Here is a 26,042-nt window from a genome sequence, read left to right as displayed (position 1 = left end):
CCCCGAACCTTCAAGGAGCACGCGTGGAAATCCGCATCGGCATCATCAACACCGGCCGCGAGCTGAACTTCGAGACCCCCGCCAACGTGGATGAGGTCCGCACTCAGGTGTCCGCGGCGCTCGAGCAGAACACCGCTCATGTGAGTTTCGTCGACGTCAAGGGCAACTCCTACATCGTCCCGACCGCAAACCTCGCCTACATCGAGTTGGGCACCGAGGAGTCACGTCGCGTCGGCTTCGTCGCCTGACCTCGTGTACATCCTTCTCGCACTCATCGCGGCGTGCGCGCTCGGAATCGCCGTGCACTATCTGCTGCCCCGCCGCACTCTTCGCGGCGTCGCGCTGGTCCCCGCTGTCTCGACCGCGGCCGCTGCCATCATCTACACGGTGATGCAGTGGTCCGGCGTCGGCGCTGAGAGCATCTGGCTGTGGCTTACGAGCATCCTCGGCGCGGTCGTAATCTCCGCCGTTGCGGGATACGTTCTCACCACGGCGCGCGTCCGGTCGGATGCCGAGACCAAGGCTGCGCTCGGGATCTGATTGCGCGGAATCTGATCGCGCTGGGCATTGTGTCCAGCGGATGCTACGCGGCCAGGCCCATCGCATCCATGCGTCGCGCGTGCGCGCCCATGAGTTCGGTGTAAACCGGTTCCACCCGGTCTTCGTTCACGGCGAGCCGCTCCGGGCGAAGCGCCTGTCGCGCCACCAGAAGTGTGTCCCCGACAAGTCGGCGCGCCCACATCGACAGCAGCGAACGCCACTCGTTGTCGATGTCGATCGTCTGCTTGAGGATGGCTACGATCTCGCCGGTGTCGTCGTCCTCGCTGAGGATATCGGCGACGCGCTGCCCGGTGTCGCCGTAGCTCGAGGCCAATGCCAGATAGAAATCGTCCAGCATCCCGGCGGTGATGTAGACGGCGAGAAGGGTTTCCTTCGGACGTACTCCGATGGTCTTGCGACGGAAGGCATCCAGGTACTCCTGGAACGGAAGCATGATCTCGGTCGGGTCCTCGCCCTGCTGCCGGATGACCTCGACGATGCCGCGATGCTTGCTGAGGGCTGCGCCGGCGGCACGTGCCAGTGCGCCTTTCTCCTCCAGCTCCGGTGTCGCGCGGATCAATCGGGTGAGCGTCTCGAAGTATCCGAGCTGCAGGTAGGCGGCCTGACCGAGGAACCGGTTCAGCTCAGGCGCGAGCTCGGCGAAATCGACTCGGGTCGCGCCGCTGAGATCTCCGCGACTGCGGATGGTCAGATTGCGTCGAGGCTTATCCGTCTGCCAGAACCATTTCACCACGCGTTCAGACTACCCGCGCATCGATGATCCGCTGTGTTCTGCGCCCCTCAGGTAGTCTGAAGTTGCCCTGCCATTGGAGCCGGGCGCCGCGCCTGTGGCACAAGAGACGGCGTGGATCCGTAACGAGGCGTCTGTTTCACATCTGAACAGCGCCGGACAGGCAATAGAACACGTGACAACATTCGCTGATCTGGGTGTCGATCAGGACATCGTCGACTCGTTGGCCGCAAAGGGCATCGTCGACGCATTCCCCATCCAGGAACAGACCATCCCCCTCGGCCTTCCCGGCCAGGACATCATCGGCCAGGCCAAGACTGGCACCGGCAAGACCTTCGGTTTCGGCATCCCCGTCGTACAGCGTCTCGGGTTGAACCCCGAGCCGGGCGTCAAGGCGCTCATCGTTGTACCGACCCGTGAGCTCGCCGTGCAGGTCTACGAAGACATCGACCTGCTCACCACCGGTCGCTCGACCAGCGTGGTCGCCATCTACGGCGGCAAGGCATACGAGGGTCAGATCGACCAGCTGAAGGCCGGTGCGCAGATCGTTGTAGGCACGCCGGGCCGACTCATCGACCTGGCAGGTCAGCGTCTGCTGGACCTGTCGAACGCGACCGAGGTCGTCCTCGATGAGGCCGACAAGATGCTCGACCTCGGCTTCCTCGCCGACATCGAGAAGATTTTCCAGAAGATTCCCGCCATCCGGCACACGCAGCTGTTCTCCGCGACGATGCCCGGGCCGATCGTCGCCCTGGCGCGCCGATTCATGTCGAACCCCATTCACATCCGCGCCAGTGACCCCGACGAAGGCTTGACGCAGGCGAACATCAACCACCTGGTGTACCGCGCGCACTCGCTCGACAAGGACGAGGTTATCGCCCGCATCCTGCAGGCCGAGGGTCGCGGTAAGACCGTCATCTTCACCCGCACCAAGCGTGCGGCTCAGCGACTGGTCGACGAGCTCGGCGATCGCGGGTTCAACGTCGGCGGCGTGCACGGAGACATGGGGCAGGAACAGCGCGAGCGCTCGATGGCCGCGTTCAAGGCCGGCAAGCGTGACGTCCTGGTCGCCACCGACGTCGCTGCCCGAGGCATCGACGTCGACGACGTCACCCACGTCATCAACCACACCATCCCGGACGAGGACAAGACGTACCTGCACCGTGTCGGCCGTACGGGCCGGGCCGGTAAGAAGGGCATCGCCGTCACGTTCGTGGACTGGGAAGACCTGCACAAGTGGGCCCTCATCAACCGCGCCCTCGAGTTCGGCCAGCCCGAGCCCGTCGAGACGTACTCGTCGAGCCCGCACCTCTACGAGGACCTGAACATCCCCGCCGGCACGAAGGGCCGGTTGACCACCGCTCCGAAGACCCAGTCGGTCAAGACGCAGAGCAAGCGTCCGGAGAAGGCCGCCGATGTTGCTGCCGAGCAGGGAACCGACGAGCCCGGCACGCGCCGTCGCCGGCGCCGCCGCGGTGCGGGTGACAAGGTCGGCTCGACCTTCGTCGAGGACGCTCCGAAGACCCCGACAGCGGAGGGCGCACCTGTGGCCGACCGTGACGCCGAAGGTGCCGGAACCCATGACGGTGACAAGAGCCACGAGCACCAGGACGGCAAGCCTGCCCCGCAGCGCCGCCGCCGCCGTCGCCGCTCCGGCGGTGCCGCGCCAGCTGGCGCCTGAGCCCAGCGGCGCACTTCGCCGACACCATCATTCAGCAGGCGCTGCACCATTCGGTGCGGCGCCTGCTGTTTCGTGGTGCGCACAGCGGCGGATCGCGCAGCGGCGGATCGCGCGGTTCAGGCGAAGCGGGGCGGCGTGCCGGTGGCCCGCTCGATGATGCGAGCAACCATCTCATCGCTTGTCGTGTTCTCACCCGGCAGGTTGGGTTTTCCCGTGCCGTGGTAGTCGCTGGAGCCTGTGACGATCAGATCGTGCTCGGCGGCCAGCCGCTGCAAAGTGCGCTTGCCCTGAGCGGTGTTCTCACGGTGGTCGATCTCGACTCCGCCCAGTCCCGCCGCGATCAGCTTCTCGAAGTACGACAGCGGCATCATCCGGTCGCGTCCGGCCGTGACCGGATGCGCGATGACGGCGACTCCCCCAGCCTCGGTGATCAGACCGACGGCAGTCAACGGATCAGGGGCGTAGTGCGGCTCGTAATACCCCTCACGTGGATGCAGGATGCCCTCGAACGCGGCTGAGCGATCAGCGACGATGCCACGCGCCACCAGTGCATCAGCGATGTGCGGGCGGCCCAGTGTGGCATCCTTCGTCGTCTGGGCGACGACATCGGCCCAGGTGAGGTCGTAGTCGCGCGCGATATTGCGAACGATCCGCTCGGCGCGGCCCAGCCGGTCGTCTCGGATGCGGTCGGTCTCAGCACGCAGCGCTGGAGCATCCGGGTCGAATAGATATCCCAGCACGTGGACGCTGCGCCATTCGTACTTCGCCGACAGCTCCATCCCCGGCAGAAAAGTCATGCCGACAGCAGCCGCGGCCGTCGCAGCCTCATCCCACCCCGTCGTGCGGTCATGGTCGGTCAGAGCCATCGTGCGAACGCCGTGGGCGTGAGCTTGCCGCACCACCTGACCGGGGTTCTCCGTTCCGTCTGAGTGGTTGGAATGCAGGTGCAGATCGTTCGGTCCGCTAAAGCGATGCACGTTGCTCATACCTCGACAGTACTGCGGCGCGCGCGGCCCGCGGCGGCAGGCGATTCACAGTGTGCGCCTTTAGGCTTGGGGTGATGTTTCGGCTGCTGGGGATCCTGATTACGGTGCTGTTCGCCATTGCGACAGCGATCGTGGTGTGGCCGCAGTTCTTCCACCTTGAGCAGGTCTACCCATTCGCACAGCTGGTCGCCGTCCGCGGCGCAGTCGTTGTCGCATTCCTGGTGATTGCGGTCGTCTCACTGCTGCTGCTGTTTGCGCGGCCGCTGCGCGGGTTCGCGGCATCCATTCTGATCATCGCGCTGCTGGGAGCCGGGGCGACCGCCGGAATCGGTGCGGTCCGCGGCTTCGGCACCGGCGAACTGCCCGAGAAGACTGCAGACAGCGTACGCGTGCTGACCTGGAACACCGCCGGCGAAGCGGTCTCGGCTGAGAAGATCGCCGAGACGATCCTGTCGCAGCAGGTCGACGTGGTCACGCTGCCCGAAACGGCGGAGTCTGTCGGCGAGCGGATCGCAATCATGCTGCGTGAGCAGGGACGGCCGATGTGGGTGCATCACGTGCAGTTCGGTAATGTTCCCAACGGCCCCCAGGCGTGGGAGACCACGATCCTCATCTCCCCCGAGTTGGGCGATTACTCGGTGATCGCATCGTCCCAGGACGGTACGAACAACACCAGCTCCGTTCCCAGCGTTGTCATCATGCCGGTGGATGGTTCCGGACCCACGATCGTCGCGGTGCATGCCGTGGCTCCACGCGTGGAGGCTATGGAGCGTTGGCAATCCGATCTGCAGTGGATCGCCGACCAGTGTCCCGAAGGGGACTTCATCCTCGCGGGCGACTTCAACGCGACGCTGGACCATATGGCAGCCCTCGGAGTCGATGGGGGCGACATCGGATACTGCCGCGACGCCGCGGTACGAACCGGAACGGGGTTCACGGCGACCTGGCCGGCATCGTTCCCTGAGCTGGTGGGTGCTCCGATCGATCACGTCATGACCAGTCGGAACTGGAATCCGACCGGTTCGCTTGTGCTGGATGCCGCCGGCAGCGACCACCGTGCACTCCTTGTGCAACTGGAGCCGGTCGGCTGAGCCGCGCGGCCCGACCATTCCCCGTGCACAACTCCTGAAAAAGAGCGGCGGGGCCGGGGCATCCGGCGTATTCACGCGGGCACGATGCCCCCGCACGGGCAAATCTCAGGAGTTATGCGCGGGAGCGGCGGCGCGCCCGGCGCACCAGAGCGTAGATCGCGCGCCAGCCGAGCAGGAACAGGGCCAGCGTGAGTGTTGCGACGATCGTGAACGGCAGTGCCGTGCCCTGCCCGCTCGCCACCCTCAGCAGCAGTCCGCCCACCACCGTGACCGCCCAGACCAGCAGTCCGACCATCAGCCGCTCGGGATGCCAGCGCAGCAGCAGCACGACGGCGTGAGCGATGAGAACAGCGGCGAGGAACGGCCACATCGTGTTCAGGGTTCCCGGGATGTCGCCGACGATTCCGGAGTCATGCGAGAGCCGCCCGATCACGCAGAACACTGCTACCAGGACCACGTCGATGAGGATCACGATCGGCGGAGCCACTCTGAAGCTGTTCACGTCCCCCAGCCTATGCGGGAGTGAGAGACTGGAGGTATGAGTACTGGAGAGAGCGACACCATCGCTGAGGCCCCCGTCACCAACCGCAAGCAGCCCTTCCCCCGCGGTTTCCTCGACACGATCTCGACCGGCTGGGCAGATCGCCCCGAGACGATGCCCGTTGCCCGCGAGCAGGCGGCATTCGCACAGGCCCGGCGCGACACGGTCTCCGCTGCGTTCACCGGCAAGCGTTTGGTGATTGAAGCGGGCTCGCTGAAGCAACGTTCCAACGACACCGACTACCCCTTCCGCGCGCACTCGATCTTCGCCCATCTGACCGGGTGGGCAGCAGACACCGAGCCGGACTCCGTGCTCGTGTTCGAGCCGTCCAATGCCGGGCACGATGTCACCCTGTACTTCCGTGAGCGTGCTGACCGCACGACGACCGAGTTCTTCGCGGATGCCACGGTCGGTGAGTTCTGGATCGGCCCACGCCCGTCGCTTGCCGCGGTCGCCGCAGACCTCGGCATCGCCACGGCGCACCTGGCCGAGTTCGCGTCCGTCTCCGACGACGTCACGATCGAGGATGCCGATCTTGCACGGTTCGCATCGGAGCTGCGTTTGGTCAAGGACGCATACGAGATCGAAGAAATGCGTCGTGCCGTCGAGATCACCGGCCGCGGTTTCGATGACATCATCCATGCACTGCCCGATGCCGCCAAGCATGCTCGCGGCGAACGCGTCGTGGAGGGTGTCTTCCACCGCCGCGCCCGCGAAGACGGCAATGGCGAGGGCTACGACACGATTTCGGCATCGGGTCCGCACGCTTGCTACCTGCACTGGACACGCAATGACGGCAGGGTCGTTCCCGGAGATCTGATCCTCGTGGATGCCGGCGTCGAGCGCGACAGCCTGTACACAGCCGACATCACGCGCACACTCCCGGTGAACGGTAAGTTCTCCGACGTGCAGCGCCGCGTGTACGAGACCGTGCTCGAGGCCGCGGATGCCGCATTCGCTGTGGCTCGTCCGGGCGTGAAGTTCCGCGAGGTTCACGAGGCTGCGATGGGTGTCATCGCCGAGCGCGTCGCCGAGTGGGGTCTGCTGCCGGTCACTGCCGAAGAAGCGCTCGATGCGGATGCCGGCGGCCACCACCGCCGCTACATGGTGCACGGCACCAGCCACCACCTCGGAATCGACGTGCACGACTGCGCTCAGGCGCGTCGGGAGATGTACTACGACGGTGTTCTCGAGGCAGGCATGGTCTTCACGATCGAGCCCGGCCTGTACTTCCAGATCGACGATCTGACTGTGCCGGAAGAGCTGCGTGGAATCGGCGTGCGCATCGAGGACGACATCCTGCTCACCGAAGACGGCCCCGTGAATCTGTCGGCCGACATCCCGCGCAGCGCCGCGGATGTCGAGGCGTGGATCGAACGCATTCAGCAGGGTTGATGTTCTCCCGGCGGATGCTGTTCCGCGCGGGCGCCATCGCTTATGTGGCGCTGGCGGCGTGGGCGGATGTCGTGCACTGGCGATCGAGCCACGGGATGCTGGGTACGCAGGCGCGTACGGGAGCATCTGAGGCTGTCGTCGTGCTCGGCTTCCGCAACCACGCCCCCAGAGCCAACTTCGTCAACCGGTACCGGGTGCGCGCCGGCATCCGTTCGCTTTCGCTGAGAGGAGAGAGCGTGCTGGTGCTGTGCGGCGGAGCCGTGGCCGGCACCGTCCCCGAGGCCGAGCTGATGCAGCGTTACGCCCGTGATGAGCTCGGTTACACGGGCCAGATCCTGTTGGACACCACGAGCGCATCGACCCTGCAGAACATTGAGAACGCGATCGGGCTGATCGAGCAGGCCGACGCCATCAAGATCGTCTCCAACTCACCCCACGCCGAGGTCGCTCGGGAACACCTGTGGCAGTTGCGACCGGATCTGGGTGAGCGACTTGTCCGTGGCGAGGAGCATCGTTTCGGCGAAATCCTGCCGATCAAGATCGTGGCGGCGCTACGGGCGGTCTGGTATCGCTGCCAGCAGCGACTGACTCGAGGAAGTCTCCCGCGAGCTGTGCCAATGACGCACCGATGACCTCCGGCGGACGGCGAGCGCCCCTGACTTCGAACGAGTGACCGCCGCCCTCGATCCACTCCACGCGTGCGTCGTGACATGTGGACAGCACCTGTTCGAACTGCGACAGCGGCTGGATGAATGCGTCGTTCGTGCCTTCGATGAACAGCTGCGGCACGGTGATCGCCGGCAGGTGCTCGGCACGCGGCTTCTCCGGTTTGCCCGGGGCGTGCAGCGGATATCCGAGGTAGATCAGGGCGTCGACGTGCAAGCCTTCGGCGACGGCCATCGACGCCATCCGCCCGCCGTAGGACTTTCCCGCGGCCCACAGTGGCGCAGCAGGGTCCTGCGTGCGCGCGAATCGTGCTGCCGCATGCCACGTAGCGATCGCATGCGCGGCGGGACCCGGCATCCGTCGCCCCTGCTCGCGATACGGAAAGGTGAAACGTAACGTCGAGAAGCCAAGCGTATTGAGTGCGTCAGTGAATCCGACGAGGAACGGATGCTCCATTCCCGCTCCCGCACCATGGGCGACGATCACGGTACCGCGATCGGATCCCTCAGCCCACTCAGCGGATACCGACACCGGCCCGCTGGGCAGCTCAACCGGGAAGTCCATATCCGGGCTCAGACGCGGTCGGGGTTCTCGCCGTCGGTCTCCGGCGACTGTTCATCTTCCGCAGTGGCCGGTGCATCCGAAGTCGGAATCTCCGCAGCTCGCTCACCGTAACGCGGTACCGGATCGGCAGGCCGGGGCGGAATCACATGCTCGCCCGGAGCTGGTTCCTTCGCGGATGCAGCCTCTGTGGCTGCTGTGGCTGCTGTGGCTGCTGCCGTTGCTGCGGCTGCTGCCGGGTCCACGCGCTCCCCGTAGCGCGGCGGCTCGTTGAGGTCGACCGGCGGGCGCACGACCGTCGTATGCGGCTTTCCGACGACCTCGCGTGCCTTCGCCAGCGACGCCGGGAGCACGGTGACCTCATAGTGGTCTGCGGCCAGCTGGGTCACGCTGGCGAAATCACGTCGACGACGCACGATCGCGTAGGTGACAAGGCTCAGGAGCATCCCGATCGCGACGCCGATGAACAGGAAGCCGACGAACAGCTGAATCGGCGCATCGGGGTTGCCGATCACGAGGATCGCCGAGAGCAGCAGGCCGATGAGCACACCGTTGACCGCACCGGAGCGGGCTGCGGACGCATAGCCGAGCTTGCCGGTGACCCGCTCCACGGTACGCACACCCTGCCCCACGATTGCAATATCGCGGGCGGGGATCTCGGCGGAGATCAGCTGAGAAACCGTCTTCTGCGCGGCCTCATAATCGCGGACCGACGCGACGGTGTCACCGACGGCTGCGGCGTTGGGCGGACGGTTCAGCATGCTCATGCCCCCCATTGTTCCATGCATCCCCGCACCCCGACCGAGAACAACGGGTCGCGGACTACGCTGGAAGCGTGAGCACACAACGGGTTTTCGTCGCGCGACTGGCCGGTTGCGCCGTCTTCGATCCCGTCGGCGACCGGCTCGGCAAGGTCCGAGACGTCGTCATCGTGTACCGAAGTACCGCCTCGCCGCGCGTGATCGGCCTCGTGATCGAGATTCCCGGACGCCGGCACGTGTTCATGTCGATCGGTCGCGTCACCTCGATCCAGACCGGTCAGGTGCTCACAACCGGGCTCATCAACGTGCGCAGATTTCAGCCCCGCTCCGGCGAAGTGCGGGTTCTCGCAGAGATGCTCGGTCGTCGGGTCGAACTCGTCGACGGCAACGGGCGCGCGGTCATTGAAGATGTTGCGATCGAACCGAACCGACTCGGCGAATGGAATGTCAGCCAGCTGTTCCTCCGCAAGCCCAAGACGAGCGCGTCCCCCTTCGCCAAAGGACCAACCACGTTCGCGGCCTGGCACGAAGTGGCTGAGAAGCGGGCACCGGGTGAAGCCCAGTCGGCTGAGCAGCTCGTTGCTTCATACTCAGAACTGCACGCCGCCGACCTTGCGACAACGCTGCTCGATCTGCCCCAGCGGCGCATGATCGAAGTGGCCGAAGAACTCTCCGACGACCGCCTGGCCGACGCTCTCGAAGAGATGCCGGAAGACGAGCAGGTGCACATTCTCGATGGGCTCGGCGATGAGCGGGCCGCTGACATCCTCGACCACATGGAACCGGACGACGCGGCTGATCTGCTGGCGCAGCTTCCGAAGACACGCCTCGAGCAGCTTCTCGGTCTGATGGAACCCGAAGAGGCCGAGGATGTGCGCACGCTGCTGCGCTACGAACCGGACACCGCGGGTGGTCTCATGACCACCGAGCCGATCATCCTTTCCGCTGATGCCACTGTCGCCGAAGCGCTCGCGCTGATTCGTCGCCATGAACTGCATCCGGCTCTCGCCGCCGCGGTCTTCGTCACGCTGCCGCCGTTTGAGACACCGACCGGCCGCCTGCTGGGCGTCGTTCATTTTCAGCGGATGCTGCGCTATCCGCCGCATGAGCGGCTCGGCGCGATCGTGGACGAGACGATGGAGCCGATCTCGGTGACAGCATCCGCCGCGGAGACAGCGCGACTCCTGGCGAGCTACGACCTCGTCTCCCTGCCCGTGGTGGATGCCGCAAACAGGCTCGTCGGCGTGGTGAGCATCGATGACGTGCTCGATTACCTGCTGCCTGATGACTGGCGCACCCAGGACGTCGACGATGCGACGAACGCGGGAGGTGCACGATGATGGCCAAGGCCGAGCGTGCAGGTCTCGACGCGCCCCTGGGGCGCGGAACGTCGCGCCAGCGCCCAGCCAGCTCGCGCGACCGCTTCGGCCGGTTCACCGAGTGGGTCGCCCGTGCCATGGGCACGCCCGCATTCCTGCTGATCCTCACCCTTTTCTGCGTGGCGTGGATCAGTTGGAACACCCTGATGCCGATCTCGGTGCGTTTCGACGACGCGGCCCTCGGCTTCACCGCTCTCACCCTGATGCTGTCGTTGCAGGCTTCGTACGCCGCTCCCCTCATCCTGCTCGCGCAGAACAGGCAGGATGACCGTGACCGCGTGCAGATCGAGCAGGACCGTCAGCGTGCTGAGCGAAACCTCGCCGACACCGAATACCTGGCCCGCGAGATCGTCGCCCTGCGCATGGCGCTGGAAGAGCGAAACGCGCAGGCCGTGACACGTGATGTTCTGCGCGCCGAGCTGAAGTCGCTGCTTACCGACATGGACGATGACCGTGCCGATGAGGCCGGCTCCGCCCCGAGCACGCCCCGGACGCAGCGATGAGCCTTTCTGAGCGTGTTCGCGCCGCCGTAGGAGCAGTCTCCGACCCAGAGCTTCGTCAACCGATCGGCGACCTCGACATGGTGCGCGAGATTTCCGTCGACGGCAGTCGGGCCGACGTCGCCATCGCGCTGACAATCGTCGGATGCCCCGCCGCTGATCGCATCGAGAGCGATGTGCGCCGTGCGGCGGCATCGGTGTCGGGAATCACCGACGTCACGATCCACATCGGCGTCATGACGCCGGCTGAGCGCAAGGCGCTGACCGAGAAGCTCCGCGACGGGCGTCCGGCCCGGCAGATGCCCTTCGGGCCGGATTCGCTGACACGGGTGATCCTGGTATCCAGCGGCAAGGGCGGCGTGGGCAAGTCGACGCTGACCGCGAATCTGGCTGTCGCGCTGGCAGAACAGGGGCTGGCCGTCGGCCTGGTGGATGCCGATGTGCACGGTTTCTCGATTCCGGGGCTGCTGGGCATTCCGGTTGGGACGCAGCCGACCCGCATCGACGATCTCATGCTGCCTCCTGTCGCCCACGGGGTGAAGACCATCTCGATCGGAATGTTCCTCCGAGACGGTGAGGCCGCTGTCGCCTGGCGCGGACCGATGCTGCACCGCACTGTGCAGCAGTTCCTCACCGACGTGTTCTTCGGCGACCTCGACGTGCTGCTCATCGACATGCCCCCAGGCACCGGCGACATCGCGATCTCGATCGGCCAAATCCTTCCGCACGCGGAGGTGCTCGTCGTCACAACGCCGCAGACGGCGGCATCCGATGTCGCCATCCGCAGCGGACTCGTCGCCCGCCAAACCGGACAGCACGTCATCGGCGTGATCGAGAACATGTCTGCGCTCACGATGCAAGACGGCACGGTCTTTGACCTGTTCGGCACCGGCGGCGGGCAGGAAGTGGCCGATGCGCTCTCGCAGGGCGAGCAACCCGTGCCGTTGCTGGCGACGATTCCCCTCAGTCCCGCGCTGCGCATGGGCGGAGATGCGGGCACGCCCGTGGTCATCGGTGATCCCGAGGATGCTTCGGCCCAGGCGATCCGCGCCGTGGCGGTCGATCTCGCCCGTCAGGGCCGCAGGCTCGCAGGACGTTCGCTGCCGATGTCGGTGACGTCTCGACCCGCCCCAGACGCGCAGCACGGCACCACGCCTCAGAAATGAAAGACTGTCCGAGTGACATCTGACGCCGCTCCCCGAACTGTCCTTGTCGATCAGGAACTCCTGCGCAACCTGACTCGGGACGCCACGCTCTACACGCTCACCCGTCCGCTGGCAGTCATCGCCTACGCCTCGCTGATCGCCGCACTCATTGTGAACGTCATCGTGCTGGTGCTGATCGGCGACGCCGAGCACGAACGCTCTGCAACGCTGTCCTGGACTCCGTTCGCGATCGCCGCGCTGATTGCGGCGTCGATCATCTTCACACGGTCGTCCGTTCAGCGTGCCATCGGATCGGCGATGCCGGCCGGCACGAAGATCGGCATCCAACTCGACGACAAGATGATCAGAATGATGTCGAAGCGCGGCGTCTCAGAGATGAGCTACGAGACGTTTCGTTCGGTCCGCGTCGGCAAGCACGCCGTCATCCTGCAGCTTCGCGGACAGTCAGTGGTCACCGCTATCCCCCGCGCTCTCCTGGACGACGCCGATATCGCGCAGCTCAAGTCGCAGATCTGACTAGGTCGCCTCGACATCGTATGGCGGCGGTGCATCACGCGTGAAGATCGGACGCAACACCGGTTTGCGCGGATACTCATTCGTCGGCGCCGGTGCAACGGCTGTTGTGGCAGCGGCAGGGGCGGCAGTCACGGACGGCTCTTCGAGCAGCGCGTCGCGAATGATGCGGCGTGGGTCGTACTGACGCGGATCGAGCTTGCGCCAATCCACATCGTCGATCTCCGGCCCGATCTCGTCGCGCATTCTGCTCTTGGTGTCGCGCAGATACTCGCCGGCCCTGCGAACGAAGCGCGCGAACGTCTCCGCAGCCTTCGGCAGCCGCTCCGGACCGATGATGATCGCAGCGAGTACACCGATAAGCAGAAGCTTCTCAAAGGTGAGCCCGAAGTCCATGTACCCAGGCTACCCGCCGCGCCTGACCCCTTCAGCCATGGCATACGAATAGTCTGGAATCAGCCGCTTGTGCAAGCGGCTTGAGGAGAAGGTCATGAGCGAGAACGACGCCAACGCACGCTATGTCCGCGAGGCCATCATCGAACCCGCCGCCATCGCGCGCGCACGCGCTCACGCGGTCGAATTAGGAGCAGCCCCGGTCAGTGCGGCCGTCGGCGCGCAGCTTGCCGTTCTGGCAGCTGCCACCAACGCGCGCTCGATCGTCGAGATCGGCACCGGAGCCGGTGTCTCTGGGCTCTGGCTGCTGCGCGGAGCCCCGCAGGCGGTCCTCACCTCTATCGACAATGAGCCCGAGCACCTGGCCGCGGCCCGCCGCAGCTTCAGCGAAGCGAAGATCGTGCCGACCAAGGCACGCTTCATCACCGGCCGTGCCTCCGATGTCCTGCCCCGGATGAACGAGGACGCCTACGACATCGTGCTCGTCGACGCTGACCCCGAGAATGTCATCGAGTACGTCGAGCACGGTCTGCGCCTGGTGCGCACCGGCGGTATCGTCCTCGTCCCCCGCGTGCTCGCCGGCGGAAAAGCCGCAGACCCCGTGCAACGGGATGCCGTCACCAGCGCTTACCGCTCGCTCGTGCAGGAGACGCAGGAGTCCCCTGCGGTTCTCGCCGCGATCTCAACGGTCGGCGAGGGACTGCTGCAGCTCATCAGCCGCAGCACGGACTAATCCAGGAACACGAAAGGGGCGGTGGATCTGAAGATCCACCGCCCCTGATTCGTTGAAGGTCAGCTCACGACGCCAGCGAGGACGTCGTGCAGCTCCTTCGCTTCAGCATCGTTCACGGAGACGACCAGACGGCCGCCACCTTCGAGGGGAACGCGCACGATGATGAGTCGTCCCTCCTTCACGGCCTCCATGGGTCCGTCTCCGGTTCTCGGCTTCATCGCTGCCATCGTGACTCCTTTTCCATCATTGGTATGCATCAAGTTTATCGGTAAGCTTCCGCCACTGCTCACGGGCACGAAGAATCGGTAATGAACGCTCGGTTACGGCACCTGCCAGAAGGTGTTTCCGAGTGCGTACATGGGATAGATCCACAGCCACTGGCCCACCACGCACAGCACCAGCACCCCGATCCGGTACCCGCGCGACCGCGGCACGGCGACGGCTCCCCACAGCGGCGTCAGCGGCATCAGCAGACGGAACGTGCTCGATTGCGGGAAGAACACCGCCAGCAGGTACAGCAGGTAACTCGCACTCCACAGCCGCAGATCCGGTCCCAGGCGACGCACCTGCGGTGCGAAGATCAGCGCGCCAGCCACCACGATCAGCAACACCACCAGCGCGATCGGTCCCCACCACTGCGGCATCCCCCACTGGCCGAACCAGAACTGCGCGCCCTGCACCCATCCCTCGAAGGGGATGAAGCCGTCGGATCCGGCGCCCCAGTTCCGTCGCCACGACAGTTCCGTCGCCAGGTATGCGCCCGCGTCCCCCGTCGCCAGCGCCGCGAAACCCTGCCAGGCGAAACCGGTCGCTGTGGCCAGCGCTCCCAGGGCGATGATGTGCACGACGTGCGCGGTCGGCAGCGGGTCCGTACGTCGGCGCACCCACCGCAGGATGCCGTAGAGCCCCAGGTAGAGCGCGAAGGCAAGGATGCCTGGACGGGTGAACGCCATCACGGCGATCACCGGATACACCCACGCGAATCGACGCCGCGCCACGAGGTCGAGCGCAATGAGCAGCAGGAGGACGAACAGCGATTCTGCGTAGCCGACGTGGAAGAGCGCCGCCAGCGGACCCCAGGCGAAGAAGGCGACCGCCCAGAGCGCTGCGGTGGAGCCGATCCGCTCCCGTAGCAGGCGGTGCAGCATCACCGAGGCGAAGAACCCCGCGACCAGGGAGATGAGGAATGCCCCGGCACCCCAGGAACCGAACGGGAAGCCCACTGCCTGCGCCAGATATGCGTACACCGGCATGAAAGCCCACGCGTTCTCGGCGACCTGCCCGGATTCGGTGAGCGGCAGAACCGACGGGTACCCCGCCCATGCCACCAGCCAGTACCACTGCGCGTCCCAGCCCAGGACGAAGCGACCCAGATCGGCGTCGGCGCCGAAGCGAGACATCGGCCCGGACAGGTGCGCCGCCCAGGACAGCAGCCCGGTGGTGATGAGCCGACCGAGCACATAGATCGCGCCGATCCGCGCGATGACCGGCATCCGCGCCCACTGGCGCGCGAGCGTGGTCAGCGGGCCGTGAGCCACGTGCGCAGCCCCTGCTCCACCGCATCGATCTGCGCGAGCGGAACACGTTCCTCGTCATGGTGGGCGAGGTGAGGGTCGCCCGGGCCGTAGTTGACCGCGGGGATGCCGAGAGCGCTGAAGCGCGCCACATCGGTCCACCCGTATTTCGGACGCGGCTGCGCACCGACAGCGTTGACGAACTCCTGTGCGATCGGGGCGTCGAGTCCGGGACGAGCACCCTCTGCGGCGTCGGTGATCTCGAGGTCGAAGCCCTCGAAGACGCCGCGGACGTGAGTCTCAGCATCCGCCGCCGTCTTGCTGGGCGCGAACCGATAGTTCACCTCGACCTCGCACAGGTCGGGGATGACGTTGCCGGCGATGCCGCCGTCGATGCGCACGGCGCTCAAGCTCTCGCGATAGGCCAGGCCTTCTACCTGCACCTCTTTCGCGCGGTACTCGGCCAGACGCGCAAGGATCGGGGCGGCCGCGTGGATGGCGTTCTCACCGATCCACGCTCGGGCGCTGTGCGCCCGCACGCCGCGGGTGCGCACGATCGCGCGGAGCGTGCCGTTGCATCCGCCCTCGACCTCGCCGTTGGATGGCTCGCCCAGAATGGCGAAATCGGCTGCGAACAGGTCGGGTCGCTCGGCGGACAGCAGGTTCAATCCATTCAGGGATGCCGCGACCTCCTCGTTGTCGTACCACATCCAGGTGATGTCGACCACGGGATCGGTCAGCTCAGCGGCGAGCTTGAGCTGCACGGCAACGCCGCCCTTCATGTCGACGGTGCCACGACCCCACAGGTACGGGTGTCCGTCGTACTCGACGGTGCGAGTGGGCACATTGCCGTTGATGGGAACGGTGTCGATGTGACCGGCGATCACCACGCGCTGCGCGCGCGAGAGGTTTGTCCGCGCAACGACGGTGTTCCCGTGCCGGATCACTTCGAGGTGCTCATAGGCTCGGACGGATTCCTCGATCAGATCGGCCAGATCTTTCTCCTCACCAGAGACACTGGCAATGTCGCAGATCGTGCGGGTGAGATCGACGGATGACGCAGTCAGATCGAGAGGCATATGCTCAGCCTAAGACCTCGCACAGACGCGCTCGGCGATACCGGTAGCGTTAATGGATGAGCACGCGGCGCACAGTATGGGGCACAGGCCTTTCGACGATCGCTGAAGACGGCACGGTGCTGGATGCCTGGTATCAGCAGCTCGGCACCGGTGATCTCCCCCGCACCGGCCTCGCAGACCTCGCCTCCCACACCGGCGGAGATGAGCGTCGCAACGTCGTTATCGACAGCGTCACGCTGCAGATCGACCTCGACGAAGCCCCGGCGTCCACCGCCGATGCCTACCTGCGTCTGCACGCCCTGTCGCACCTGCTGGTGCGCCCCAACGATCTGAACCTCGACGGCATCTTCACTCAGCTGCCGAATGTCGCCTGGACCAACGCCGGCCCCATGCTCCCGGCCGATGCCACGCGGTTGCAGCCGCAGCTGCGCCGCCACGGCATCCAGGTGCAGGGACTCGACAAGTTCCCGCGTCTGACCGATTACCTCCAGCCCGAGGGCGTGCGCATCGCGGATGCCGCCCGCGTTCGTCTGGGCGCGTACCTCTGGCCCGGAACCACCGTGATGCACGAAGGCTTCGTGAACTTCAACGCCGGCACGCTGGGTGCCTCGATGGTCGAGGGGCGAATCTCGCAGGGCGTCGTCGTCGGCGCGGGCAGCGACATCGGCGGCGGCGCATCCATCATGGGCACTCTCTCCGGCGGCGGCAGCGTGCGCGTCTCCATCGGAGAGCGCACCCTCCTCGGCGCGAATGCGGGGCTGGGCATCGCGCTGGGTGATGACTGCATTCTCGAGGCTGGCGTCTACATCACGGCAGGCTCCAAGGTGATCCTGGCGGACGGCCCCGACACTGCAGACGGCGGCAAGCCCGTCGTGAAAGCGGCAGAGCTCTCCGGCCAGAACGGTCTGCTGTTCTGGCGCAATTCACTCACCGGCGCCATCGAGGTCAAGCGACGCGCGGGTTCCGGTGTGACGCTGAACGAGACGCTGCACGCCTGAGGACACGCACGGTGCGCATGCAGGTTGCGACATACCTGTCCTGCTACTGTTGAACAGTTGTCCAATTAACGGGCAGCTACGTCGTCGTCACGGGGTCTTCCCAGACCGAAGCGAGCTGAACAGCTCCTCCACCAGTTGGCGTTTCGAACGGCGAACCTCTGCGCACTTCCTGTGCGCGGTCGCCCATCACACGAACTCGACACGCTGACGCGTGTTCACGGAGTATTTCTATGCCTACCTTTCTCGAACTCGGCGTGCCCGCACGCCTGGCTGATGTCCTTGCTGCCGATGGCAAGACCGAGGCGTTCGCCATCCAGCGCGACACGCTCCCCGATTCCCTCGCCGGCCGTGACCTCCTCGGTCGCGGTCGCACCGGCAGCGGCAAGACGATCGCCTTTTCCATTCCCCTCGTTGCGCGCCTTTCCGCATCGAACAAGAAGACCCGCGCGCAGCATCCGCGTGGCCTGATCCTTGCTCCGACGCGTGAGCTTGCCACGCAGATCGCCGCAGTCGTCACCCCGCTTGCCGCAGCAGCAGGGCTCCGCGTCACCACGATCTTCGGCGGCGTCAGCCAGCGCCCGCAGGAGCAGGCGCTGCGCGGTGGAGTCGACATCATCGTGGCCTGCCCCGGGCGCCTCGAAGACCTCATGAAGCAGAAGCTCGTCGCCCTCGACGCCGTCGAGGTCGCAGTCCTTGACGAGGCCGACCACATGGCCGACCTGGGGTTCCTGCCCGGCGTGACCCGCATCCTCACCGCAACGCCCGCCGGCGGTCAGCGTCTGCTCTTCAGCGCGACGCTGGATCGTGGCATCGACTCCCTGGCACGCCGGTTCCTCTCGAACCCGATCAGCCACGAGGTCGACGAATCCAGCGTCCCGGTCGGCGAGATGACCCACCGCGTGCTGGTGACCACCTCCACCGAGCACAAGACCTCTCTCGTGCGCGACCTTGCCTCCGGCACCGGCCGCCGCATCCTGTTCACCCGCACCAAGCACCAGGCGAAGAAGCTGGCCAAGCAGCTGACTGCCGCCGGCGTGCCTGCCGTCGACCTGCACGGAAACCTGTCGCAGAACGCGCGTGAACGCAACCTCAGCGCCTTCTCTGCAGACCCCGCAGACGGTGGCGTGCGCGTTCTTGTCGCGACCGACGTCGCGGCCCGTGGCGTGCACGTCGACAACGTCGACCTCGTCGTCCACGTCGACCCGCCGATGGAGCACAAGGCATACCTGCACCGCTCTGGTCGCACGGCCCGCGCCGGCGCCGCCGGCACCGTCGTCACCGTCGTGCTTCCTGAGCAGCGCCGCGATGTGAAGGACCTGCTGCGCAAGGCCCAGATCACCGCCGAACTCGAGCAGGTGAACTCCGACATCGTCGACGAGCTTGTCGGCGAACGCGCCCCGCACGTGAAGCCCGCGCCGGTGCAACAGCAGCAGCAGCGTCAGCAGCCGAAGAAGCCGCGCCAGCCGCAGCAGGGTGGCGCTCCCGCAGCAGGCTCCCCAGCCAACCGCCGCCGTCGCCCGCAGGGCGGCGCCCAGGGGCAGAACAGCCAGGGACAGCCCGCAACAGCCCAGGGACAGCGCTCCGGTGGCGGCCAGCGCTCCGGCCAGCAGCGCCCCGCTGCGGTCGGCCAGCACGCCGACTCACGGCGTCCGCGCCGCGCTCAGGGCGGCGGTTCCCAGGGACGCTGATCCCCATGCGAAAGCCCCGGCCACTTCCTTCGGGAAGGGGCCGGGGCTTTTCAGCATCCGATCAGCGCGTCGGGAACTGACGCTCAGTCGCTCCGGTGTACAGCTGCTGCGGACGACCGATCTTGGTCTGCGGGTCCAGCTGCAGCTCACGCCACTGCGCCAGCCAGCCGGGAAGGCGGCCGATCGCGAACAGCACGGTGAACATACGTGTCGGGAAGCCCATCGCCTTGTAGATCACGCCGGTGTAGAAGTCGACGTTGGGGTACAGGCGACGCTCCTGGAAGTACTCGTCCGCCAGTGCGATCTCTTCGAGTTCCTTGGCCAGGTCGAGCAGCGGGTCGGTGACGCCGAGCTCGCGCAGCACCTCATCGGCGGCTTCCTTGACGAGCTTGGCGCGGGGGTCGTAGTTCTTGTACACCCGGTGGCCGAAGCCCATGAGCTTGACGCCCTCTTCTTTGTTCTTCACTCGCTCGACGAAGCGCTTCACTCCCTGGCCGGAATCGCGAATCTCTCCGAGCATCGTGAGGACAGCCTCGTTGGCGCCACCGTGCAGCGGCCCAGAAAGCGCCTGGATGCCGGCAGAGATCGAAGCGAACTGATTCGCTCCGGTGGAGCCCACCAGGCGCACCGTCGAGGTCGACGCGTTCTGCTCGTGGTCTTCGTGCAGGATGAGCAGCAGCTCAAGGGCCTTCGACATCACTGGATTGATCTCGTAGGGCTCGGAGTTGACGCCGAAGTTGAGCTTGAGGAAGTTGTCGACGAAGCTCAGCGAGTTGTCCGGGTACAGGAACGCCTGCCCGATGCTCTTCTTGTGCGCGTAGGCCGCGATGACGGGCAGCTTGGCGAGCATGCGCACCATGTTGAGCTCGACATGCTCGGGGTTGTTCGGGTCGGTCTGTCCCTCGTAGTAGGTCGAAAGCGCGGCCACGGCCGAAGACAGCACCGACATCGGGTGCGCGGTGTGCGGCAGTGCCGAGAAGAAGTGCTTGAGATCTTCATGCAGCAGCGTGTGCCGACGAATGCGGTCATCGAAGCTCGCCAGCTCGTCAGGCGTGGGCAGCTCGCCGTAGATGAGCAGCCAAGCCACCTCGAGATAGGTGCAGTTCTGCGCGATCTGGTCGATGGGATAGCCCCGGTAGCGGAGGATGCCCTGGTCACCGTCGATGAAGGTGATCGCCGACTTCGTGGATGCGGTGTTGACGAACCCGTAGTCCAGCCCCGTGTAGCCGGTCTGCCGGGTCAGCGTCGAAAAGTCGATGCTGTCGGCACCCGCAGTACCACGCAGTACGGGGAATTCTGCGGTGGTTCCACCAATGGTGAGGGTGGCCTTCGCCTGCTGATCTCCCGCTGCACTCACGCGGACCTCCTTGTACGTATTTACGCGACCTGTTGGTCTGTTTCGTCGAGGGCGATGCACGGCGCTTGACGCCTGGTCGGGTCTCGACCGAATCGCCTCTACAGCCTAGCCGCCTGATTGGCCTACTGTGACATCCGCCAAGAGACCTCAAGAATATGACATGGGAACCTACAGCGGATCCCCGCGCAAGCGGCGTGCGGCCTCAGCCACTCGCTCTGACGGAGCGGTCAGCGAGAGTCGGATGTGCTGCGCAGCATCCGGCCCGTAGAAGGGCCCTGGACCGGCCAGGATGCCGAGATCGGCCAGTCTCCCCATGGATGCCCAGGCGTCTTCGCCGGCCGTCGCCCAGAGATAGAGACCGGCTTCTGAGCCGTCGATGCGGAATCCGGCAGCTTCGAGCGCCGGGAGCAGGAGTTCGCGCCTGGTCCGGTACAACTCCTTCTGCTCGGCGACGTGCGCTTCATCACCGAGGGCGGTGATCATCGCCTGCTGGACGGGCGCCGGCATCATGAGTCCGAGGTGTTTGCGCGCAGTGAGTAGGTCGGCGATGATCCGGGAGCAGCCGGCTACGAATGCCGCACGATAACCGGCGAGGTTGGACTGCTTGCTCAACGAGTACACGCTGAGCAGACCCGCACGCGTGCCGCCTGTCACCCGGGGATCAAGAACGGAGGGAATGGGTTCATGGGCCCAGGGCCCGTCCCAGCCGAGTTCGGCGTAGCACTCGTCGCTGGCGAGGATCGCCCCGAGTTCGCGAGCGCGTCGCACGGCGGTGGCGAGTTCATCCACCGTCCAGGTGCGCCCGTCCGGATTGCCCGGGCTGTTGATCCAGATGAGCTTGGCACCGTCCGGCCACAGCGCCGGATCATCCTCGGCGATCGGTGTCGCACCGACGACGCGTGCGCCGACCTCGTAGGTCGGATAGGCAACGCGCGGGTACACGACGGTGTCGCCCTCGCCGAGCCCGAGCAGGGTCGGCAGCAGCGCCACGAGCTCTTTGGAGCCGATCGTCGGCAAGACGTTCTCGACGCTCAGATCCGGAACACCGCGTCGACGCGAATACCACTCGACGATCGCCTCGCGCAGCGCGGGCGTGCCGATATTCTGCGGATAGGCATGCGCATCGGTGGCATCGGCGAGCGCCTGCCGGATGATACCCGGGGTGGGATCAACGGGCGAACCGATGGAGAGGTCTACCAGACCGTGCGGATGCCGCGCCGCACGCTCCTGGTACGGAACGACTGCATCCCACGGATAATCGGCGAGGTCGCGGACGCTCACCGGATCTACTCGCCCTGAGGAGGAAGCGCTGCGATCACGGGGTGGTCGAAGGCGTAGACCCCGACCTTGGCAGCGCCGCCGGGCGAGCCGATCTCTTCGAAGAACTCGACGTTGGCTTTGTAGTAGTCCTGCCACTCATCGGGCAGGTCATCCTCGTAGTAAATCGCCTCGACGGGGCACACCGGCTCGCAGGCGCCGCAGTCGACACATTCATCGGGATGGATGTACAGCGAACGCTCGCCCTCGTAGATGCAGTCAACGGGGCACTCGTCGATGCAGGCGCGATCCTTGACATCGACGCACGGAAGAGCGATCACATACGTCACCCCTCCAGTCTACGACCCGTTCTCACCACCGGGCACCTGCGTACGCACAGGTGCGCTCTTCACCCGCGGCCAGGCGACCACCAGCAGCGCGATAGCGGCCACCAAAAGTGTCCAGATCTGACCGGCCGGGGTGTTCGGCACGACGACGGATCCGCCGGGCCCGACACCGGAGATGATCATCAGCATGCCCAGCATTCCGATGGCTGCGGCCAGTGCCGCCGCGCGATCCAAGGTCAGAGCGCGCGTCGCGATCAGTAGTGCTCCGCAGCCAATGGCCCCGACGATCATTCCGATGGGAATGACGCCCCACATCGTGAGGCTGTGCGCGATGGTTCCCGCCGTGCCGTAAACAGCACCAGCGAGGGCAGCAGCGATCCAGGAGATAGCGCGAGAGATCCAGTGGGGCACCCTGAGATCCTACGCGGGCCTGCTGTGGCCCTTCTGCTCATACTGCCCAGCCGACCAGGCGCAGCAGTGCTGCCGATGCGGCAGCGGCCACGACGACGACCAGGAACGACTGCCGCAGGTACAGTAGCCCGGCAGCGACCAGCACGGCCGGGATCCGGGCATCCACAACCACGGCCTGGCCCGCTCCGAGCGTCTGAACAGCTACCAGAGCGGCCAGCAGAGACACCGTCAGCAGGTCCGAGATGCGCGCCGGGCGCGGGGCTTCCAGCAGATGCGGCGGAATCAGGTAACCGAATGCCTTGAACGCCGCGCAGATGCACGCCGCGAGCAGCACGGCACTCCACACGCTCATGGTGTCTCGCCGATCGCGGTATCCGTTGCGCCGGTCTGCTTCAGGGGTGCGCGTGAGCCGTCGAACCAGTTGAACCACCCGACCGCAATGGCAACCACAGCGGCAACGAGCACGGGAAGTCCGGGCATGATCACCGGGGTGAGCACGGCTGCGATAACCGCCGCGGCTACGCCGACGACAATGGCCTGTCGCTGTTTCAGCCTCGGCCAGAGCAGGGCGAGGAAGGCGGCGGCCGCCGCGGCATCCAGGCCCCAGGCTTTCGGGTCGCCCAGAACATCGCCGATGAGGGCGCCGATGAGTGTGGTGAGGTTCCAGCCGACGAAGACGCCGATGCCGGTGACCCAGAACCCGAGTCGACGCAGTGGAGCAGAATCCTGAGAGATGGCGACGGCCGTGGATTCGTCGATCGTGATGTGGGCGGCCGCCGAACGCCGCCAGAAGCCGGACCCGATCGTGGTCGACATCCGCATGCCGTATGCCATGTTGCGCACCCCGAGCAGCGCCGCCGAGGCGATCGCTGAGGGAAGGGCCGCGACACCACCAGCGCTGAGTACCCCGATGAAGGCGAACTGCGACCCGCCGGTGAACATCAGCAGGCTCAGCACGCAGGTCTGCCAGACGTCAAGACCGGATGCCACGGCCAGCGCGCCGAACGATATCCCGTAGGCGCTGGTGGCGACCGCGACCCCGACGCCTTCGCGCCAGACCTCGCGGCGTCCACCGGCCCGCACCTCGGCCGTTCGATTCACTGAACGCATGCGTATCATTCTGAACACCGCACATCGGATAGTCAAGTGAACGAACGTTTGACATGATGAACGCATGGAGGATCTCGGAACTCGCATCGCCCGCACGTTGCGCCGCGAGCGCGAAGCCATCGGAATGTCGGTGTCTGAACTGGCCAGGCAGGCCGGCGTATCGAAAGCAACCGTGTCGCAGCTGGAGAACGGCTCGGGCAACCCCAGTGTCGAGACGCTGTGGGCTCTGGGCGTGGCACTGGGTGTTCCCTTCGCCGTGCTCGTCGATCAGCAGGCCAACGCCCCGACCCTCATTCGCGCTGATGATCTCGCCAGCGTCCCGTCGGCGGCGGCCTCGTACAGCGCGAGCTTGCTCTCCGCGAGCCCGCCCGGTGCACGCCGGGACATCTACCTCATCCGTGCCGAGCCCGGCGAACCACGCCGGTCCGATCCGCACCATTCCGGCACCACCGAGCACGTGATCCTGACCTCAGGGCAGGCGCAGATCGGCCCCGCCGACGCGCCAGTGCTGCTCAATCCCGGCGACTACCTCACCTATGCCGGAGACATCCCGCACGTTTTTGATGCTCTCGTCCCCGGCACCAGCGCAGTGCTCATCTCGGAACTGCGCTGAGCACTGTTGGACTGACGGGTACAAGAAGAGCCTCGCCCGACCGGTTCAACCGGCGGACGAGGCTCTTTCCTATCAAGCGGTTCAGGCGTTGGCGTCCTGGCGCTTCAGGCGCGAGGTCTCACGTCCGCGGGTGGTTGCATCCAGAACCACCTTGCGGATGCGGATAGCATCCGGGGTCACCTCGACGCATTCGTCGTCGCGGGCGAACTCGAGGCTCTCCTCCAGTGTCAGCTGGCGCGGCGGCGTCATCGACTCGAAGGTGTCCGAGCTCGCAGCACGCATGTTGGTGAGCTTCTTCTCCTTGGTGATGTTCACGTCCATGTCGTCGGCGCGCGAGTTCTCGCCGATGACCATGCCTTCGTACACTTCCTGCGTGGGCTGAACGAAGAACGACATCCGCTCCTGGAGAGCGATCATCGCGAACGGGGTGACGACGCCGGAGCGGTCAGCGACGATCGAGCCGTTCTGACGCGTGGAGATGTGTCCCGCCCATGCGTCGTAGCCGTGCGAGATCGCGTTGGCGATGCCGGTGCCGCGAGTCGTGGTCATGAACTCCGTGCGGAAGCCGATCAGGCCGCGCGAAGGAACGATGAATTCCATGCGCACCCAGCCGGTGCCGTGGTTGACCATGTTGTCCATGCGGCCCTTGCGACCCGCGAGCAGCTGAGTGATCGCGCCGAGGTACTCCTCAGGGGCGTCGATGGTGAGGTGCTCGAAAGGTTCGTGAACCTTGCCGTCGACCTGCTTGGTGACCACCTGCGGCTTGCCGACGGTGAGCTCGAAGCCTTCGCGACGCATGTTCTCGACGAGGATGGAGAGCGCCAGCTCACCACGGCCCTGAACTTCCCAAGCATCCGGGCGTCCGACGTCGACGACCTTGAGCGAGACGTTTCCGATGAGCTCGCGGTCGAGGCGGTCCTTCACCATGCGTGCGGTGAGCTTGTGACCCTTGACCTTGCCCATCAGCGGTGACGTGTTGGTGCCGATCGTCATCGAGATGGCGGGGTCGTCGACGTGAATCTGCGGCAGCGGACGAACATCGTCCGGGTCGGCGATGGTCTCACCGATCGTGATGTCCTCGAAGCCGGCGATCGCGACGATGTCCCCCGGTGCGGCGGACTCGGCGGGGTAGCGCTCCAGTGCACGCGTCTTCAGCAGCTCGGTGATGCGGGCGTTCTGGTGGGTGCCGTCTGCGCGGACCCAGGCGACCGTCTGGCCCTTCTTCAGCGTTCCGTTGAAGACACGCAGCAGCGCCAGGCGGCCAAGGAACGGGCTGGAGTCAAGGTTCGTGACCCATGCCTGCAGCGGAGCCTCGTCATCGTATGCCGGAGCCGGGATGTGCTCGAGGATCGCACCGAACAGCGGCTCAAGGTTCTCGTTGTCCGGCAGCGTGCCGTTCTCGGGACGGTTCAGCGATGCCGCGCCGGCGCGGCCGGAGGCGTACACGACGGGAACGTCAAGCAGCGCATCCACATCAAGATCGGGCACATCGTCGACCAGGTCGGACGCGAGGCCCAGCAGCAGGTCCTGCGCTTCTTCCTCGACCTCGGGGATACGGGCGTCGGGGCGGTCAGTCTTGTTGACCAGCAGGATGACGGGAAGCTTTGCCTCCAGCGCCTTGCGCAGCACGAAACGAGTCTGCGGGAGCGGGCCCTCCGAAGAGTCGACGAGCAGCACGACGCCATCGACCATCGACAGACCGCGCTCGACCTCGCCACCGAAGTCGGCGTGGCCGGGGGTGTCGATCACGTTGATCGTGATCGGAACGTCGCTGTGGACGCCGGTGTAGGTGATCGCGGTGTTCTTCGCGAGGATCGTGATGCCCTTTTCGCGCTCGAGATCACCCGAGTCCATCGCGCGTTCATCGACGTGCGCGTGCTCGCCGAACGAGCCCGTCTGACGGAGCATCGCGTCGACGAGGGTGGTCTTGCCGTGGTCGACGTGCGCGACGATTGCGACATTGCGGAGATCAGAGCGAAGGGCGTGCGCCATGCAAGTTTTCCTAAAAGAG

At 65.9% G+C, this 26,042-nt stretch carries 30 protein-coding genes; 14 read left to right on the top strand and 16 right to left on the bottom strand.

Translation table 11 applies throughout. From position 1 onward, the window contains the following. The first annotated feature begins 23 nt into the window (after window positions 1-23). Entirely contained in the window at window positions 24-248 is a 225-nt protein-coding gene (locus ACSS7Z_RS05435; protein WP_438253463.1) for a DUF3107 domain-containing protein, read from the top strand. Window positions 249-252: 4 nt separating this feature from the next. After that, window positions 253-540 (top strand): hypothetical protein, encoded by a 288-nt coding sequence (locus ACSS7Z_RS05430; protein ID WP_438253462.1) that lies wholly within the window; start codon window positions 253-255, stop codon window positions 538-540. A 43-nt stretch (window positions 541-583) separates the two neighbouring features. Here the strand turns inward: ACSS7Z_RS05430 and ACSS7Z_RS05425 are convergent, their stop codons facing one another. Then, entirely contained in the window at window positions 584-1,294 is a 711-nt protein-coding gene (locus ACSS7Z_RS05425) for a ferritin-like fold-containing protein (RefSeq protein ID WP_438253461.1), read from the bottom strand. Window positions 1,295-1,466: 172 nt separating this feature from the next. On the opposite strand from ACSS7Z_RS05425, the gene ACSS7Z_RS05420 reads away from it, so the two are divergent. Then, a complete protein-coding gene (locus ACSS7Z_RS05420) occupies window positions 1,467-2,972 on the top strand; it encodes a DEAD/DEAH box helicase (RefSeq protein ID WP_438253460.1) in 1,506 nt (501 codons plus the stop codon). Between the two features lie 116 nt (window positions 2,973-3,088). Here the strand turns inward: ACSS7Z_RS05420 and ACSS7Z_RS05415 are convergent, their stop codons facing one another. Continuing rightward, on the bottom strand, window positions 3,089-3,958 hold the full coding sequence (locus ACSS7Z_RS05415; RefSeq protein ID WP_438253459.1) for a PHP domain-containing protein: 870 nt from the start codon (window positions 3,956-3,958) through the stop codon (window positions 3,089-3,091). 74 nt (window positions 3,959-4,032) lie between these two features. Between ACSS7Z_RS05415 and ACSS7Z_RS05410 the strand changes: the two genes are divergently transcribed. Next, window positions 4,033-5,049 carry an endonuclease/exonuclease/phosphatase family protein gene (locus ACSS7Z_RS05410; protein WP_438253458.1) on the top strand — a complete coding sequence of 339 codons (1,017 nt, stop codon included), beginning with the start codon at window positions 4,033-4,035 and terminating at the stop codon, window positions 5,047-5,049. Window positions 5,050-5,161: 112 nt separating this feature from the next. Here the strand turns inward: ACSS7Z_RS05410 and ACSS7Z_RS05405 are convergent, their stop codons facing one another. After that, window positions 5,162-5,551, bottom strand: coding sequence for a DUF3054 domain-containing protein (locus ACSS7Z_RS05405; RefSeq protein WP_438253457.1), 390 nt, complete (start codon window positions 5,549-5,551; stop codon window positions 5,162-5,164). A gap of 36 nt (window positions 5,552-5,587) precedes the next feature. Here ACSS7Z_RS05405 and ACSS7Z_RS05400 point away from each other — a divergent pair, with 36 nt between their 5' ends. Next, the gene (locus tag ACSS7Z_RS05400; RefSeq protein WP_438253456.1) at window positions 5,588-6,985 is read left to right on the top strand and encodes an aminopeptidase P family protein; all 1,398 of its coding nucleotides are present in this window, start codon (window positions 5,588-5,590) and stop codon (window positions 6,983-6,985) included. After that, a complete protein-coding gene (locus ACSS7Z_RS05395; protein ID WP_438253455.1) occupies window positions 6,985-7,617 on the top strand; it encodes a YdcF family protein in 633 nt (210 codons plus the stop codon). The genes ACSS7Z_RS05400 and ACSS7Z_RS05395 overlap by 1 nt, the downstream gene beginning before the upstream one ends. Here the strand turns inward: ACSS7Z_RS05395 and ACSS7Z_RS05390 are convergent. Both ACSS7Z_RS05390 and ACSS7Z_RS05385 read right to left on the bottom strand, forming a co-directional pair. Further along, window positions 7,520-8,215: an alpha/beta hydrolase family protein gene (locus ACSS7Z_RS05390; protein ID WP_438253454.1), complete on the bottom strand. Its 696-nt coding sequence runs from the start codon at window positions 8,213-8,215 to the stop codon at window positions 7,520-7,522. The genes ACSS7Z_RS05395 and ACSS7Z_RS05390 overlap by 98 nt on opposite strands. An 8-nt stretch (window positions 8,216-8,223) precedes the next feature. Then, the gene (locus ACSS7Z_RS05385; RefSeq protein WP_438253453.1) at window positions 8,224-8,979 is read right to left on the bottom strand and encodes a YflT domain-containing protein; all 756 of its coding nucleotides are present in this window, start codon (window positions 8,977-8,979) and stop codon (window positions 8,224-8,226) included. Between the two features lie 68 nt (window positions 8,980-9,047). Between ACSS7Z_RS05385 and ACSS7Z_RS05380 the strand changes: the two genes are divergently transcribed. The 4 genes from ACSS7Z_RS05380 to ACSS7Z_RS05365 are packed head-to-tail and all read left to right on the top strand — an operon-like array spanning window position 9,048 to window position 12,534. Then, on the top strand, window positions 9,048-10,313 hold the full coding sequence (locus ACSS7Z_RS05380; protein ID WP_438253452.1) for a magnesium transporter MgtE N-terminal domain-containing protein: 1,266 nt from the start codon (window positions 9,048-9,050) through the stop codon (window positions 10,311-10,313). After that, window positions 10,313-10,855, top strand: a complete 543-nt coding sequence (locus ACSS7Z_RS05375; RefSeq protein ID WP_438253702.1) for a DUF1003 domain-containing protein — start codon at window positions 10,313-10,315, stop codon at window positions 10,853-10,855. Before ACSS7Z_RS05380 ends, ACSS7Z_RS05375 begins: the two co-directional genes overlap by 1 nt. Continuing rightward, a complete protein-coding gene (locus ACSS7Z_RS05370) occupies window positions 10,852-12,018 on the top strand; it encodes an Mrp/NBP35 family ATP-binding protein (protein WP_438253451.1) in 1,167 nt (388 codons plus the stop codon). The genes ACSS7Z_RS05375 and ACSS7Z_RS05370 overlap by 4 nt, the downstream gene beginning before the upstream one ends. A 12-nt stretch (window positions 12,019-12,030) precedes the next feature. Next, window positions 12,031-12,534 carry a YcxB family protein gene (locus ACSS7Z_RS05365; RefSeq protein WP_438253450.1) on the top strand — a complete coding sequence of 168 codons (504 nt, stop codon included), beginning with the start codon at window positions 12,031-12,033 and terminating at the stop codon, window positions 12,532-12,534. On the opposite strand, the gene ACSS7Z_RS05360 is transcribed toward ACSS7Z_RS05365, so the two are convergent. After that, window positions 12,535-12,927 carry a twin-arginine translocase TatA/TatE family subunit gene (locus tag ACSS7Z_RS05360; RefSeq protein WP_438253449.1) on the bottom strand — a complete coding sequence of 131 codons (393 nt, stop codon included), beginning with the start codon at window positions 12,925-12,927 and terminating at the stop codon, window positions 12,535-12,537. It lies immediately after the preceding gene. 94 nt (window positions 12,928-13,021) lie between these two features. Here ACSS7Z_RS05360 and ACSS7Z_RS05355 point away from each other — a divergent pair, with 94 nt between their 5' ends. After that, window positions 13,022-13,657 (top strand): O-methyltransferase, encoded by a 636-nt coding sequence (locus ACSS7Z_RS05355; RefSeq protein ID WP_438253448.1) that lies wholly within the window; start codon window positions 13,022-13,024, stop codon window positions 13,655-13,657. Between the two features lie 59 nt (window positions 13,658-13,716). On the opposite strand, the gene ACSS7Z_RS05350 is transcribed toward ACSS7Z_RS05355, so the two are convergent. From ACSS7Z_RS05350 to dapE, 3 genes are all read right to left on the bottom strand, one after another. Further along, complete coding sequence (locus tag ACSS7Z_RS05350) at window positions 13,717-13,884, bottom strand: DUF3117 domain-containing protein (protein WP_084595462.1); 168 nt, start codon at window positions 13,882-13,884, stop codon at window positions 13,717-13,719. Between the two features lie 93 nt (window positions 13,885-13,977). Next, the gene (locus ACSS7Z_RS05345) at window positions 13,978-15,195 is read right to left on the bottom strand and encodes a putative hexosyltransferase (RefSeq protein WP_438253447.1); all 1,218 of its coding nucleotides are present in this window, start codon (window positions 15,193-15,195) and stop codon (window positions 13,978-13,980) included. Further along, window positions 15,177-16,250, bottom strand: a complete 1,074-nt coding sequence (gene dapE / locus ACSS7Z_RS05340; RefSeq protein WP_438253446.1) for a succinyl-diaminopimelate desuccinylase — start codon at window positions 16,248-16,250, stop codon at window positions 15,177-15,179. Before dapE ends, ACSS7Z_RS05345 begins: the two co-directional genes overlap by 19 nt. 56 nt (window positions 16,251-16,306) lie before the next feature. On the opposite strand from dapE, the gene dapD reads away from it, so the two are divergent. Both dapD and ACSS7Z_RS05330 read left to right on the top strand, forming a co-directional pair. Further along, window positions 16,307-17,248: a 2,3,4,5-tetrahydropyridine-2,6-dicarboxylate N-succinyltransferase gene (gene dapD, locus ACSS7Z_RS05335; RefSeq protein ID WP_438253445.1), complete on the top strand. Its 942-nt coding sequence runs from the start codon at window positions 16,307-16,309 to the stop codon at window positions 17,246-17,248. Window positions 17,249-17,478: 230 nt separating this feature from the next. Next, complete coding sequence (locus tag ACSS7Z_RS05330; protein WP_438253444.1) at window positions 17,479-18,936, top strand: DEAD/DEAH box helicase; 1,458 nt, start codon at window positions 17,479-17,481, stop codon at window positions 18,934-18,936. Between the two features lie 61 nt (window positions 18,937-18,997). Here ACSS7Z_RS05330 and ACSS7Z_RS05325 read toward each other — a convergent pair whose 3' ends face one another. The 6 genes from ACSS7Z_RS05325 to ACSS7Z_RS05300 all read right to left on the bottom strand — a co-directional run bounded on the left by ACSS7Z_RS05325 (window position 18,998) and on the right by ACSS7Z_RS05300 (window position 23,418). Next, complete coding sequence (locus tag ACSS7Z_RS05325; protein WP_438253443.1) at window positions 18,998-20,293, bottom strand: citrate synthase; 1,296 nt, start codon at window positions 20,291-20,293, stop codon at window positions 18,998-19,000. 168 nt (window positions 20,294-20,461) lie between these two features. After that, the gene (dapC, locus tag ACSS7Z_RS05320; RefSeq protein WP_438253442.1) at window positions 20,462-21,574 is read right to left on the bottom strand and encodes a succinyldiaminopimelate transaminase; all 1,113 of its coding nucleotides are present in this window, start codon (window positions 21,572-21,574) and stop codon (window positions 20,462-20,464) included. A gap of 5 nt (window positions 21,575-21,579) precedes the next feature. Continuing rightward, window positions 21,580-21,900 carry a ferredoxin gene (fdxA, locus tag ACSS7Z_RS05315; protein WP_438253441.1) on the bottom strand — a complete coding sequence of 107 codons (321 nt, stop codon included), beginning with the start codon at window positions 21,898-21,900 and terminating at the stop codon, window positions 21,580-21,582. Window positions 21,901-21,909: 9 nt separating this feature from the next. Continuing rightward, window positions 21,910-22,308, bottom strand: coding sequence for a histidinol dehydrogenase (locus ACSS7Z_RS05310; protein WP_438253440.1), 399 nt, complete (start codon window positions 22,306-22,308; stop codon window positions 21,910-21,912). Window positions 22,309-22,345: 37 nt separating this feature from the next. After that, window positions 22,346-22,660, bottom strand: a complete 315-nt coding sequence (locus tag ACSS7Z_RS05305) for an AzlD domain-containing protein (RefSeq protein WP_438253439.1) — start codon at window positions 22,658-22,660, stop codon at window positions 22,346-22,348. Further along, window positions 22,657-23,418 carry an AzlC family ABC transporter permease gene (locus ACSS7Z_RS05300; RefSeq protein ID WP_438253438.1) on the bottom strand — a complete coding sequence of 254 codons (762 nt, stop codon included), beginning with the start codon at window positions 23,416-23,418 and terminating at the stop codon, window positions 22,657-22,659. The genes ACSS7Z_RS05305 and ACSS7Z_RS05300 overlap by 4 nt, the downstream gene beginning before the upstream one ends. A 64-nt stretch (window positions 23,419-23,482) precedes the next feature. On the opposite strand from ACSS7Z_RS05300, the gene ACSS7Z_RS05295 reads away from it, so the two are divergent. Further along, on the top strand, window positions 23,483-24,031 hold the full coding sequence (locus ACSS7Z_RS05295) for a helix-turn-helix domain-containing protein (RefSeq protein ID WP_438253437.1): 549 nt from the start codon (window positions 23,483-23,485) through the stop codon (window positions 24,029-24,031). Between the two features lie 81 nt (window positions 24,032-24,112). Here the strand turns inward: ACSS7Z_RS05295 and typA are convergent, their stop codons facing one another. Then, the gene (gene typA / locus ACSS7Z_RS05290; protein ID WP_438253436.1) at window positions 24,113-26,023 is read right to left on the bottom strand and encodes a translational GTPase TypA; all 1,911 of its coding nucleotides are present in this window, start codon (window positions 26,021-26,023) and stop codon (window positions 24,113-24,115) included. Window positions 26,024-26,042: the final 19 nt, after the last annotated feature.

It is taken from the genome of Microbacterium wangyouchuni, from assembly GCF_051546305.1.
In the GTDB taxonomy this organism is placed as follows: domain Bacteria; phylum Actinomycetota; class Actinomycetes; order Actinomycetales; family Microbacteriaceae; genus Microbacterium.
This window is presented reverse-complemented; position numbering and strand designations above follow the sequence as displayed.

Coding starts and splice junctions, on each gene's coding strand:
- ACSS7Z_RS05415 (WP_438253459.1), bottom strand. CDS start 3,958: ATGAGCAACGTGCATCGCTTTAGCGGACCGAACGATCTGCACCTGCAT.
- ACSS7Z_RS05410 (WP_438253458.1), top strand. CDS start 4,033: ATGTTTCGGCTGCTGGGGATCCTGATTACGGTGCTGTTCGCCATTGCG.
- ACSS7Z_RS05400 (WP_438253456.1), top strand. CDS start 5,588: ATGAGTACTGGAGAGAGCGACACCATCGCTGAGGCCCCCGTCACCAAC.
- ACSS7Z_RS05395 (WP_438253455.1), top strand. CDS start 6,985: ATGTTCTCCCGGCGGATGCTGTTCCGCGCGGGCGCCATCGCTTATGTG.
- ACSS7Z_RS05390 (WP_438253454.1), bottom strand. CDS start 8,215: ATGGACTTCCCGGTTGAGCTGCCCAGCGGGCCGGTGTCGGTATCCGCT.
- ACSS7Z_RS05385 (WP_438253453.1), bottom strand. CDS start 8,979: ATGAGCATGCTGAACCGTCCGCCCAACGCCGCAGCCGTCGGTGACACC.
- ACSS7Z_RS05375 (WP_438253702.1), top strand. CDS start 10,313: ATGGCCAAGGCCGAGCGTGCAGGTCTCGACGCGCCCCTGGGGCGCGGA.
- ACSS7Z_RS05370 (WP_438253451.1), top strand. CDS start 10,852: ATGAGCCTTTCTGAGCGTGTTCGCGCCGCCGTAGGAGCAGTCTCCGAC.
- ACSS7Z_RS05360 (WP_438253449.1), bottom strand. CDS start 12,927: ATGGACTTCGGGCTCACCTTTGAGAAGCTTCTGCTTATCGGTGTACTC.
- ACSS7Z_RS05355 (WP_438253448.1), top strand. CDS start 13,022: ATGAGCGAGAACGACGCCAACGCACGCTATGTCCGCGAGGCCATCATC.
- ACSS7Z_RS05350 (WP_084595462.1), bottom strand. CDS start 13,884: ATGGCAGCGATGAAGCCGAGAACCGGAGACGGACCCATGGAGGCCGTG.
- dapE (WP_438253446.1), bottom strand. CDS start 16,250: ATGCCTCTCGATCTGACTGCGTCATCCGTCGATCTCACCCGCACGATC.
- dapD (WP_438253445.1), top strand. CDS start 16,307: ATGAGCACGCGGCGCACAGTATGGGGCACAGGCCTTTCGACGATCGCT.
- ACSS7Z_RS05330 (WP_438253444.1), top strand. CDS start 17,479: ATGCCTACCTTTCTCGAACTCGGCGTGCCCGCACGCCTGGCTGATGTC.
- ACSS7Z_RS05305 (WP_438253439.1), bottom strand. CDS start 22,660: ATGAGCGTGTGGAGTGCCGTGCTGCTCGCGGCGTGCATCTGCGCGGCG.
- ACSS7Z_RS05300 (WP_438253438.1), bottom strand. CDS start 23,418: ATGCGTTCAGTGAATCGAACGGCCGAGGTGCGGGCCGGTGGACGCCGC.
- ACSS7Z_RS05295 (WP_438253437.1), top strand. CDS start 23,483: ATGGAGGATCTCGGAACTCGCATCGCCCGCACGTTGCGCCGCGAGCGC.
- typA (WP_438253436.1), bottom strand. CDS start 26,023: ATGGCGCACGCCCTTCGCTCTGATCTCCGCAATGTCGCAATCGTCGCG.